Raw genomic sequence first — 10,742 nt, 5'->3', positions numbered from 1 at the left:
GCCGACAGCAGCAACCGCAGCAAACGTGCGAACCAAACGCGTCATGACATCCATCCTTGATCCGAGAGCCGCACCACGCAGCCCCTTCGCAAGGTGGGTCGCACCAGAAACGTGCCAGGTTCACTGGTCTCGCAAAGTTTTTTGAGCGGAGACCTGACGGTCGGCTCCGCGCCGTAAGCGCGAGCCGGCCTGAAACGCGTAGACGGCCTCGCCCCGCGCCGATCCTCACGTGATCCTTATGAGCGCGCCGGCGGCCCCGTCTCGAATCCTCACGCGCTTCGCGGCACGAGTCGTTGCACCAGGCTTCCTTCCGGACGGCCTGACCGCATCGGCTCGCCGGACGTCACCACCATGCTCGACATCGTCTTCATCGCCGCAGCGCTCGCCTTCTTCGGCGTGGCGACCGGATACGCGCTTCTCTGCGAACGGCTCTGAGAGAGGCCCGCATGACCCTCGATCTGGTCCTCGGCGCGCTCACGACCGCCGGCCTCCTCGCCTACCTCACCTTCGCCCTCGTCCGCCCCGAGCGGTTCTGAGCGGCCCCTGACGGATTTCCCCTGCCATGACCCTCAACGGCTGGATCCAGATCGCGCTGTACTGCGCGGTCGTGCTGGCGCTCGTGAAGCCGCTCGGCTGGTACATGACCCGTGTCTTCACTGGAGAGCGCACCCCACTCTCGCCGATTCTCGCGCCGATCGAGCGCGGGCTCTATCGCACCGCCGGCATCGACGAGCGGCACGAGCAGAGCTGGCTCGGCTACGGGCTCGCCATGCTCGCCTTCCACGCCCTCGGCTTCCTGGTGCTCTACGCGCTGCTGCGCCTGCAGGCCGTGCTGCCGCTCAACCCGGCCGAGCAGGGCGCCGTGGCGCCCGATCTGGCCTTCAACACCGCTGTCAGCTTCCTGACGAACACCAACTGGCAGAACTACGGCGGCGAGAGCACGCTCTCCTACCTCTCCCAGATGGTGGGTCTGACGCACCAGAATTTCCTCTCGGCCGCCACCGGCATCGCGCTCGCCGTGGCGCTGATCCGCGGCTTCGCCCGCGCCTCCTCGAAGACGGTCGGGTCGTTCTGGGTCGATCTGACCCGCTGCACCCTCTACGTACTGATCCCGCTCTGCATCCCATACGCGCTGTTCCTAGTCTGGCAGGGCATGCCGCAGACGCTGGGCGCCTACGTCGACGCCACCACGCTGGAGGGCGCCAAGCAGACGATCGCGGTCGGCCCCGTGGCGAGCCAGGTGGCGATCAAGATGCTCGGCACCAATGGCGGTGGCTTCTTCAATGCCAATGCCGCGCATCCCTTCGAGAACCCCACCGCGCTCTCGAACTTCGTGCAGATCGCCTCGATCTTCGCCCTCGGCGCGTCGCTCACCAACGTCTTCGGCCGCATGGTCGGCGACGAGCGCCAGGGCTGGGCGATCCTCGCCGCGATGGGCGTGCTGTTCCTCGCCGGCGTGGCCGTGACCTACGCCTCCGAGGCCAACGGAAGCCCGGTGCTGAACGCGCTCGGCCTCTCGGGGGGCAATATGGAAGGCAAAGAGATCCGCTTCGGCATCGCCGCCTCGGCCCTGTTCGCGGTGATCACCACCGCCGCCTCGTGCGGCGCCGTGAACGCCATGCATGACAGCTTCACGGCGCTCGGCGGCATGATCCCGATGATCAACATGCAGCTCGGCGAGATCATCGTCGGCGGCGTCGGCGCCGGTCTCTACGGCATGCTGGTCTTCGTCATCATCGCGATCTTCGTGGCCGGCCTGATGGTCGGGCGCACGCCGGAATATCTCGGTAAGAAGATCGAGGCGCGCGAGGTGAAGATGGCGATGCTCGCCGTGCTCTGCCTGCCGCTCATGATGCTCGGCGGAACGGCGGTCGCCACCGTCCTCGCGGCCGGCCTCGCCGGACCCGCCAATGCCGGGCCGCATGGCTTCTCCGAGATCCTCTACGCCTACACCTCGGCGGCGGCGAACAACGGCTCGGCCTTCGGCGGCCTCACCGGCAACACGCCGTTCTACAACACGACGCTGGGCCTCGGCATGCTGGTCGGACGCTTCTTCGTCATCATCCCAGCGCTCGCCATCGCCGGCTCGCTCGCCGACAAGAAGACCCTGCCGGCCTCAGCCGGCACCTTCCCGACCCATGGCGGCCTGTTCGTCGGCCTCCTCGTCGGCGTCATCCTGATCGTCGGCGGCCTGACCTTCTTCCCGTCGCTCGCGCTCGGTCCGATCGTCGAGCATCTCGCCGGCGCGGCAGGCCAGACCTACTCGACGGGGGGCTGAGATGCGCCTTCGCACCCCGATCCGGGGCCTCCGGCTGCACAGGCCGCGCAGCCCGACCCGCGCCCGGGCGGCCGCCACGCCGCCCATGCGGGTCTCCGACCTGATCCTCGCGGTTCTCGGCGTCTCGATGCTCGGAGGCCTCGCTCTGATGGCCGCCTGCTCCCTGACGACCGGCACCTGATCCGATCCGGCCCGGCGCACGATGCCGATTCCCTTTGTTCCCTTTCGGACGCTCCGACCATGTCCCGTCAGAACCAATCCCTGTTCAGCGCCGCCCTGATCGGGCCCGCGCTCTCCGGGTCGCTGCGCAAGCTCGATCCGCGCTCCATGATCCGCAACCCGGTCATGTTCGTGGTCGAGGTGGTGGCTGCGCTCACCACCGTGCTGTTCATCCGCGACATCGTCACGGGCGGCAGCAACCTGTTCTTCTCGGGCCAGATCATCCTCTGGCTCTGGTTCACCCTGATCTTCGCCAACTTTGCCGAAGCGCTCGCTGAGGGGCGCGGCAAGGCCCAGGCGGATTCCCTGCGCCGCACGCGCACCGAGATGACCGCCAAGCGGCTGACCGGGACGGGGCGGGACTACGAGACGGTGCCCGGCACCAGCCTCAAGGTCGGCGACGTCGTCCTGGTCGAGGCCGGCGACCTCATCCCGTCCGACGGCGAGGTCATCGAGGGTGTCGCTTCGGTCAACGAGGCGGCGATCACCGGCGAATCCGCCCCCGTCATCCGTGAATCCGGCGGTGACCGCTCGGCCGTGACCGGCGGCACGCAGGTGCTCTCGGACGAGATCAAGGTGCGCATCACCGCGGCCGCCGGCTCGACCTTCGTCGACCGCATGATCGCCCTCGTCGAGGGCGCCTCCCGGCAGAAGACGCCGAACGAGATCGCGCTCAACATCCTACTCGCCGGTCTCACCATCGTCTTCGTCTTCGCGGTGGCGACGATCCCGAGCTTTGCCAGCTATGCCGGCGGCGCGATTCCGCTGATCATGCTCGTGGCGCTGTTTGTCACGCTGATCCCGACGACGATCGGTGCGCTGCTATCGGCCATCGGCATCGCCGGCATGGACCGCCTCGTGCGCTTCAACGTGCTCGCCATGTCCGGCCGTGCCGTCGAGGCGGCGGGCGACGTCGACACGCTGCTGCTGGACAAGACCGGCACCATCACGCTCGGCAATCGCCAGGCGACCGAGTTCCGCCCGGTGCGCGGCGTGTCCGAGAAGGAGCTGGCCGATGCAGCCCAGCTCGCCTCCCTCGCCGACGAAACGCCCGAGGGCCGCTCCATCGTGGTGCTCGCCAAGGAGAATTACGGCATCCGCGCCCGCGACATGGCGGGCCTCAACGCCACCTTCGTGCCCTTCACCGCGCAGTCGCGCATGTCGGGCGTCGACCTCGACGGCTCCTCGATCCGAAAGGGCGCCGTCGATTCCGTCATCGCCTCCGTCACCGGTCAGCCGATGGCGACGCGCGGCTCCAGCGCGGCGCTCGCCTATCATCCAGCCGCGGAGAGCGAGGACGTGGGCGAGATCCGCGCCATCGCGGAGGAGATCGCCAAAGCCGGCGGCACACCGCTCGCGGTCGCCCGCGACGGCCGCCTGCTCGGCGTCGTCTACCTCAAGGACATCGTGAAGGGCGGCATCCGCGAGCGCTTTGCGGAGCTGCGCCAGATGGGCATCCGCACATTGATGATCACCGGTGACAACCCCATGACTGCTGCCGCCATCGCGGCCGAGGCCGGCGTCGACGATTTCCTCGCCCAGGCCACACCCGAGGACAAGCTGGCGCTGATCCGCAAGGAACAGGCGCAGGGCAAGCTCGTCGCCATGTGCGGCGACGGCACCAACGACGCCCCGGCGCTCGCTCAGGCCGATGTCGGCGTCGCCATGAATACCGGCACCGTCGCCGCGCGCGAGGCCGGCAACATGGTCGACCTCGACAGCGACCCGACCAAGCTCATCGAGATCGTCGGCATCGGCAAGCAACTGCTGATGACCCGCGGTGCGCTGACGACCTTCTCCATTGCCAACGACGTCGCGAAGTATTTCGCGATCATCCCGGCGATGTTCCTGACGCTCTATCCGCAGCTCCATGCGCTCAACATCATGGGCCTCGCCTCGCCGCAGAGCGCGATCCTGTCGGCGATCATCTTCAACGCGCTGATCATCATCGCGCTGATCCCGCTCGCCCTGAAGGGCGTGACCTACCGCGCCGTGGGCGCCGCCTCGCTGCTCCGACGCAACCTGCTGATCTACGGCCTCGGCGGCATCCTGGTGCCCTTCATCGGCATCAAGGTCATCGACCTCGCGGTCAACGCCCTGCACCTCGCTTAAGGTCCGAGGAGGCCTGCCATGTTGAACCAGCTTCGTCCCGCTCTCGTCCTGCTCGTCGCCCTGACGGCGATCACGGGCCTCGCCTATCCTCTCGCCGTCACCGGCATCGCCGGGGTGATCTTTCCGGCCAAGGCCGCCGGCAGCCTGATCGAGCGCGACGGCAAGGTCGTCGGCTCCAGCTTGATCGGCCAGAGCTTCACCAGCGACGGCTACTTCCACGGCCGCCACTCCGCGACAACCGCGCCCGATCCGGCCGACGCCGCGAAGACCGTCCCGGCCCCCTACAACGCGGCCAATTCCTCCGGCTCGAATCTCGGGCCCACCAGCGCGGCGCTGGCCGACCGCGTGAAGGCCGACGTCGAGAAACTGAAGGCGGAGAATCCCGGCCAGCCGGTGCCGGTCGACCTCGTCACCACCAGCGGCTCGGGCCTCGACCCCGACATCTCGCCGGAAGCCGCGCGATTCCAGATCCCACGCGTGGCCAAGGCTCGTGGGGTGCCGGAGGATAAGCTCGCCGGGCTCCTCGCCGCGCAGGTCCAGGGCCGTTGGCTCGGCGTTCTCGGCGAGCCGCGGGTCAACGTGCTCGCCCTCAACATCGCCCTCGACGATCTCGCCCGAAAGTGAGGTTCCGGTGATAAGCTCGGCCCATGCCGGATGAGCGGAGAGATCCCAGCCGCCCCTCGCCCGACGCGCTGCTCGATGCGGCGCGGCGGGAGGAGGGCCCACGCGGCCGGCTGAAGGTCTTCCTCGGCGCGGCGCCGGGGGTGGGCAAGACCTACGAGATGCTCACGGTCGGCCGCGCCAAGGCGAAGGCCGGCCTCGACGTCGTCGTGGGCATCGTCGAGACCCATGGCCGGGCCGAGACCGAGGCGCTGGTCGAGGGCCTCGAGGTGCTGCCGCGGCGCAGCGTGCCCTATCACGGCACGCAACTCGAGGAGATGGATCTCGACGCGCTGCTGGCGCGCCGGCCGGCCTTGGCCCTGGTGGACGAGCTCGCCCACACCAACGCGCCGGGCTCGCGCCATCCCAAGCGCTTCCAGGATGTCGAGGAGCTGCTCGATGCCGGTATCGACGTCCTGACGACGCTCAACATCCAGCATGTCGAGAGCCTGAACGACGTCGTCGCACAGATCACCCGCATCCGCGTGCGCGAAACGGTGCCGGACGGCATCCTCGACCGGGCCGACGACATCGAGGTGGTCGACCTCAACCCGGATGACCTGATCCAGCGCCTCAAGGACGGAAAGGTCTACGTCCCGAAGAATGCCGAGCGGGCGCTGCTCCACTATTTTTCCCGCGGCAACTTGACCGCTCTGCGCGAGCTGGCCCTGCGCCGCACGGCCGACCGGGTCGATGACGAGCTGCTGAGCCACATGAGGGCCAACGCCATCTCCGGTCCCTGGGGCGCGGGTGAGCGCGTGCTGGTCTGCGTGAGCGAGGACCCGCGCTCGCAGGGTCTCGTGCGCTACGCCAAGCGGCTCGCCGACCGGCTGCATGCGCCCTGGACCGCCCTGACCGTCGAGGGCCCGCGCAGTGCCGCCCTGAACGAGACCGAGCGGGACCGCATCGCCGAGGCCCTGCGTCTCGCCGATCGCCTCGGCGGCGAGCCGGTGACGATCCCGGGCGGCCGGCGCATCGCGGAAGACGTGCTGGCTCATGCCCGGGCGTCGAACGTGATCCACATCGTGGTCGGCAAGTCGGAGCGCTCGCGCCTGTTCGAGCTGGTGAACGGCTCGGTGGTGCACGATCTCGTCCGCGGCAGCGGCAACATCAGCGTCCATGTCATCAGCGGCGAGGCGGTCGAAGATACGGCCAGCCCGCATCGGCTCGTGGCCACGGCGCCCCCTGTCGCCAGCCGGACCCCGCTGCCCTATGCGCTCGCGATCCTCGCCTCGGCGGTCGCGCTCGGGCTCGCCCTGCTGCTTCAGCCGTTCCTTGGCGTCGAGAACGCCGACCTGATCCTGCTGACTGCGGTCGTGGCAGTCGCCGTGCGTCTCGGGCTCGGCCCGTCCCTCACGGCGGTGGTCTGTGCCTCGCTGTCCTACAACTTCTTCTTCCTGCCTCCGATCTACACCCTCACCATTACAGATCCGACGAATATCGCCGCCTTCCTGCTCTTCACCATCGTCGCGGTTCTGGTCTCGAATCTCGCCGCGCGCTCGCGGAAGCTGGCGGTGATCTCGCAGGCGCGGGCCTCGGCCACCGAGCGGCTCTACGGCTTCAGCCGCAAGCTCTCGAGCTGCGGCACCCTCGACGACGTGCTCTGGGCCACCGCCGCGCAGGTCGCGTCGATGCTGCGCGTGCGCGTGGTGCTGGTGCTGCCGGAGGAGGATGGCAGCGTCGCAGTGCGGGCCGGCTATCCGCCCGAGGACCGTCTCGACGAGGCCGATCTCGCGGCCGCCCGCTGGGCCTTCGACAACGACCGTCCGGCTGGGCGCGGTGCCGACACGCTTCCCGGAGCCCGGCGCCTGTTTCTGCCGATGCGGACCGGGCGGGGTACGCTCGGCGTGATCGGACTCGATTCCGATACGAGCGGTCCGCTGCTGACGCCGGAGGGCCGGCGCCTGATCGACGCCCTCACCGACATGGGCGCGCTGGCCATCGAGCGGGTCCGCCTCGTCGAGGATCTCGACCAGGCCAAGCGCGCGGCCGAGACCGACCGACTGCGCCAGGCGCTGCTCACCTCGATCTCGCACGACCTGCGCACGCCGCTCGCCTCGGTGCTCGGCGCGGCGACGACCCTGCGCGATCTCGACGAGGCCCTGCCACGCGAGTCCAAGGCCGACCTGCTGGCGACGATCGTCGCGGAATCCGAGCGGTTGAACCGCTTCATCGCCAACCTGCTCGACATGACGCGGCTCGAGGCGGGCGCGGTCGCGCCGAACCTCGCGCAGCACGACGTGGCCGAGATCGTCGCCACCGCCTTGCGGCGCATGGAGAAGATTCTCTCGGGCCACCACGTCTCGGTGGATCTCGCCGCGGACCTGCCGCAGGTGGCGCTCGATCCGGTGCTGTTCGAGCAGGTCCTGGTGAATCTCTTCGACAATGCCGCGAAATACGCGCCGGAGGGCACGACCGTGACGGTCCGCGGCCGCCGGGACGGAGCGGGCCTGCGTCTCGACGTGTTCGACGAAGGCGATGGCCTCCCCGAGGGCGACTCCGAAAAGGTCTTCGAGAAGTTCTATCGGGCGCGGAAGGGAGACCGCGTCCGTGCCGGCACGGGCCTCGGCCTCGCCATCGCCCGCGGCTTCGTCGAGGCCATGGGCGGCCGCCTGACCGCCGCAAACCGGCGCGAGCGCAGCGGCGCGGTGTTCTCGATGACGTTTCAGGTGCAGGCGGGTGGGCGAACGGCGCCGGAGCTGGCGGCATGATGCGCTCATGACCACCGCCGGCACCATCCTCGTCATCGATGACGAGCCGCCGATCCGGAAGCTGCTGCGCATGGGGCTGGCCACGCAGGGCTATGCCATCGTCGAGGCTGCCGACGGCAAGGCTGCCCTCGATGCGCTGGCCGGCGAGGGCATCGACCTCGCGATCCTCGATCTCGGCCTGCCCGACATGCGCGGGCACGACCTGCTGCGCGCCATCCGCGAGCGCAAGCCCGACCTGCCCGTCGTGGTCCTGTCGAGCCGCGACGACGAGCCGGGCAAGGTCGAGGCGCTCGATCTCGGCGCCGACGACTACGTCACCAAGCCCTTCGGCATGGCCGAGCTGCTGGCGCGATTGCGGAACGCCTTGCGGCACCGCCTGGCGACGCAGGGGGAGCGCGCCGTCTTCAAGGTGGACGGCCTGTCGGTCGATCTCGTGCGCCGCATCGTGCGCGTGAACGAGGAGGAGGTGAAGCTGACGCCGCGGGAATACGATTTCCTGCGCATCCTGGTGCAGCATGCCGGCAAGGTGCTGACCCATTCGCAGCTGCTCAGCCGGGTCTCGACCTCGGCCGATCCGCAATATCTGCGGGTCTACATGCGCCAGCTCCGCCAGAAACTGGAGGCCGATCCCGAGCGCCCGCGCATTCTGCTCACCGAGACCGGCATCGGCTACCGGCTCAAGGCGCCGGAGGAGCCTTCCGCAGCCGGGTAGATCGCTCTCCGGAACCGGCGAGGCAGCCGCGCTTTGTCCTCTCGGAACAGGAGGGCACGATTATGCTCATTCATTCCCAGACGATCTACGACGAAGGCCGGGCCGCCAAGGCGGCGCATGAGCCGGATTCATCCAACCCTTACCGTGCCGGCTCGCAGGACAGCCTCGATTGGCTGGAGGGCTATACGGCCGACGAAGAGGCGGACCCGCCGAAGATGGTGGTCGACACTCGGCACTAGCCGAGGTTGCCGACCCGGCTCGTTGACTTATCGGACGCGTTCGTCATCGGATCGCGGGCATGACGCTCGATGTCCGCGATCCTCGCCTCACGCCCGCGCGGCCGGATTTGGCCGCTCTGCACCTGAAGGGCTTCATTGAGGCCGAGCGGTTCGTGGCAGGCGAGGCGCGTCGCGTCGTGACGGGATCCGCGCCGTTGCGCAAACGACCGGATCATGCAGCCGGCTACGAGACAGAGGCCGTCATGGGCGAACCCGTGACGCTCTACGACGCTAAGGACGGGTTCGCCTTCGTTCAGCTCGGGCTCGATGGCTATGTCGGCTACCTTCCCGAGGACGCACTCGGCCCAGCCGATCCGCAGCCGACGCACCGGGTCACGGCCCTGCGGACCTTTCTATACCCGGCAGCCAATATGAAGCGGCCGAATGTCGGCCATCTCAGCCTCGGTGCGACCTTTGCCGCGGCCGATCGCGAGGGTGATTTCCTGCGCGTCCGACCGGGCGCCTATATCTTCGCGGCGCATGCGGGTGACGTGCAGTATCGGCAGCCCGATTACTGCGCGACTGCCGAACGCCTCTTCGGCACGCCGTACCTCTGGGGGGGGCGGACCAGCCTCGGGCTCGATTGCTCGGGGCTGGTGCAACTCTCGCTGCTGATGGCCGGCATGGCCTGCCCGCGTGACACCGACATGCAGGAGTCAGCGCTCGGCGAGGCGCTTCCTCCGGACCTCGACGGCCTGCAGCGCGGCGATCTCGTGTTCTGGAAGGGGCATGTCGGCCTTATGCTCGATGCCGACCGGCTGATACATGCCAACGGCCATCATATGAGTGTAGCCGTCGAGCCGCTGCGTGAAGCGGTGGAGCGCATCGCCGTAAAGAGTTTTGGCGCCGTCACTTCGATCCGACGACTTTCGCAAACTGCGGAATAAACTGTCCAATTCGCGCGGTGATCAGACGACCACTCGCGAATTGAGTCGCTGATTTTCGTAGAATCTTAGGACGCGCGTGCAAGCGCTGATGTCGAGCTGAGCGAGGTGCGTCTGCGCACGCCGTTCGGAACGTGGCGGGGTCATATGAATCCCATGCGCTGAGCGCAAGGGAATTCAGGCCTCCCTATTCAGACATTCGCCTGACACATCGTGTTTGGACATTTCGCCGTGGACGTCGCAACCGCCAAGACCCTGGTCTCTCTCGCCCTTCTGATCTGCATCGCGATCTTCTCGTACATGTCGTTCGAGATGTTCATCACGCAGATGATCAAGGATGTGCGCGCGTCCTGGGCCGAGCGCGCCGCTTCTGCAGCGGCCGCTGCGCCGGTGCGGAACGAGCAGCAGGGCTCATCCTTTCAATCGTGACTTGATCCGATAGGTCAGCCCGTCGCGAACATCGCGGTAGCCGTCGAGACGCTGCTCGCGTGTGCCATCCTGTTTGAGCGTCGGGTCTGGCGTTGGCCAGTATTCGACGTCGGCCGCGAGCGTGTGCGTCAGCGCGATCGCCTTGTGGTGGGCTTCCGGTGAGAGCGTGACGATCAGGTCGAAGTTCAGGCCCTCCCACTCTTCCAGCTGCTCGACCGTGCGCGGCTTATGGCGCGAGGCATCGATACCGATCTCGTCGAGGGCCGATACCATGAACGGATCGCTCGGCTCGCCAACGCGTATGCCGGCCGACTGCACGTAGATCGACTTGCCGAAATAATGCCGCGCGATGGCCTCCGCCGCGAGGGAGCGCACGGCGTTGAAGTTGCACATGAACAGCACGGCCTGGACCCGCCGTTTCTTCGCCGGACCGCCGGGGGGAGCCTCGTCCGCCATGCC

At 68.1% G+C, this 10,742-nt stretch carries 11 protein-coding genes; 10 read left to right on the top strand and 1 reads right to left on the bottom strand.

Annotated elements, in window-relative coordinates; genetic code table 11:
* Nucleotides 1–446 precede the first annotated feature (446 nt).
* From HCU64_RS12585 to HCU64_RS12540, 10 genes are all read left to right on the top strand, one after another.
* Entirely contained in the window at nucleotides 447–536 is a 90-nt protein-coding gene (locus HCU64_RS12585; protein WP_233384257.1) for a K(+)-transporting ATPase subunit F, read from the top strand.
* Between the two features lie 26 nt (nucleotides 537–562).
* Nucleotides 563–2,278 (top strand): potassium-transporting ATPase subunit KdpA, encoded by a 1,716-nt coding sequence (gene kdpA, locus HCU64_RS12580; protein ID WP_233384256.1) that lies wholly within the window; start codon nucleotides 563–565, stop codon nucleotides 2,276–2,278.
* Between the two features lies 1 nt (nucleotide 2,279).
* Nucleotides 2,280–2,459 carry a hypothetical protein gene (locus HCU64_RS12575; protein WP_233384255.1) on the top strand — a complete coding sequence of 60 codons (180 nt, stop codon included), beginning with the start codon at nucleotides 2,280–2,282 and terminating at the stop codon, nucleotides 2,457–2,459.
* Nucleotides 2,460–2,518: 59 nt separating this feature from the next.
* Entirely contained in the window at nucleotides 2,519–4,609 is a 2,091-nt protein-coding gene (gene kdpB / locus HCU64_RS12570; RefSeq protein ID WP_233384254.1) for a potassium-transporting ATPase subunit KdpB, read from the top strand.
* A gap of 18 nt (nucleotides 4,610–4,627) precedes the next feature.
* Nucleotides 4,628–5,233: a K(+)-transporting ATPase subunit C gene (locus HCU64_RS12565; RefSeq protein WP_233384253.1), complete on the top strand. Its 606-nt coding sequence runs from the start codon at nucleotides 4,628–4,630 to the stop codon at nucleotides 5,231–5,233.
* Nucleotides 5,234–5,256: 23 nt separating this feature from the next.
* Nucleotides 5,257–7,980 (top strand): sensor histidine kinase, encoded by a 2,724-nt coding sequence (locus HCU64_RS12560; protein WP_233384251.1) that lies wholly within the window; start codon nucleotides 5,257–5,259, stop codon nucleotides 7,978–7,980.
* 7 nt (nucleotides 7,981–7,987) lie between these two features.
* Nucleotides 7,988–8,692 carry a response regulator gene (locus tag HCU64_RS12555; RefSeq protein WP_233384250.1) on the top strand — a complete coding sequence of 235 codons (705 nt, stop codon included), beginning with the start codon at nucleotides 7,988–7,990 and terminating at the stop codon, nucleotides 8,690–8,692.
* A 62-nt stretch (nucleotides 8,693–8,754) separates the two neighbouring features.
* On the top strand, nucleotides 8,755–8,931 hold the full coding sequence (locus HCU64_RS12550) for a hypothetical protein (protein WP_233384249.1): 177 nt from the start codon (nucleotides 8,755–8,757) through the stop codon (nucleotides 8,929–8,931).
* A gap of 59 nt (nucleotides 8,932–8,990) precedes the next feature.
* Nucleotides 8,991–9,857: a C40 family peptidase gene (locus HCU64_RS12545; RefSeq protein ID WP_233384248.1), complete on the top strand. Its 867-nt coding sequence runs from the start codon at nucleotides 8,991–8,993 to the stop codon at nucleotides 9,855–9,857.
* A 228-nt stretch (nucleotides 9,858–10,085) separates the two neighbouring features.
* Nucleotides 10,086–10,283, top strand: coding sequence for a hypothetical protein (locus HCU64_RS12540; RefSeq protein WP_233384247.1), 198 nt, complete (start codon nucleotides 10,086–10,088; stop codon nucleotides 10,281–10,283).
* On the opposite strand, the gene HCU64_RS12535 is transcribed toward HCU64_RS12540, so the two are convergent.
* The gene (locus HCU64_RS12535) at nucleotides 10,266–10,739 is read right to left on the bottom strand and encodes an arsenate-mycothiol transferase ArsC (RefSeq protein ID WP_233384246.1); all 474 of its coding nucleotides are present in this window, start codon (nucleotides 10,737–10,739) and stop codon (nucleotides 10,266–10,268) included. The genes HCU64_RS12540 and HCU64_RS12535 overlap by 18 nt on opposite strands.
* Nucleotides 10,740–10,742: the final 3 nt, after the last annotated feature.

It is taken from the genome of Methylobacterium sp. C25 (genome assembly GCF_021352225.1).
GTDB lineage: Bacteria > Pseudomonadota > Alphaproteobacteria > Rhizobiales > Beijerinckiaceae > Methylobacterium.
This window is presented reverse-complemented; position numbering and strand designations above follow the sequence as displayed.

Bases quoted from the DNA above. Each gene is read 5' to 3' on its own strand.
- HCU64_RS12560 (WP_233384251.1), top strand. From the start codon at position 5,257: ATGCCGGATGAGCGGAGAGATCCCAGCCGCCCCTCGCCCGACGCGCTG.
- HCU64_RS12545 (WP_233384248.1), top strand. From the start codon at position 8,991: ATGACGCTCGATGTCCGCGATCCTCGCCTCACGCCCGCGCGGCCGGAT.
- HCU64_RS12550 (WP_233384249.1), top strand. From the start codon at position 8,755: ATGCTCATTCATTCCCAGACGATCTACGACGAAGGCCGGGCCGCCAAG.
- HCU64_RS12585 (WP_233384257.1), top strand. From the start codon at position 447: ATGACCCTCGATCTGGTCCTCGGCGCGCTCACGACCGCCGGCCTCCTC.
- kdpB (WP_233384254.1), top strand. From the start codon at position 2,519: ATGTCCCGTCAGAACCAATCCCTGTTCAGCGCCGCCCTGATCGGGCCC.
- HCU64_RS12575 (WP_233384255.1), top strand. From the start codon at position 2,280: ATGCGCCTTCGCACCCCGATCCGGGGCCTCCGGCTGCACAGGCCGCGC.
- HCU64_RS12565 (WP_233384253.1), top strand. From the start codon at position 4,628: ATGTTGAACCAGCTTCGTCCCGCTCTCGTCCTGCTCGTCGCCCTGACG.
- HCU64_RS12555 (WP_233384250.1), top strand. From the start codon at position 7,988: ATGACCACCGCCGGCACCATCCTCGTCATCGATGACGAGCCGCCGATC.
- kdpA (WP_233384256.1), top strand. From the start codon at position 563: ATGACCCTCAACGGCTGGATCCAGATCGCGCTGTACTGCGCGGTCGTG.
- HCU64_RS12535 (WP_233384246.1), bottom strand. From the start codon at position 10,739: ATGGCGGACGAGGCTCCCCCCGGCGGTCCGGCGAAGAAACGGCGGGTC.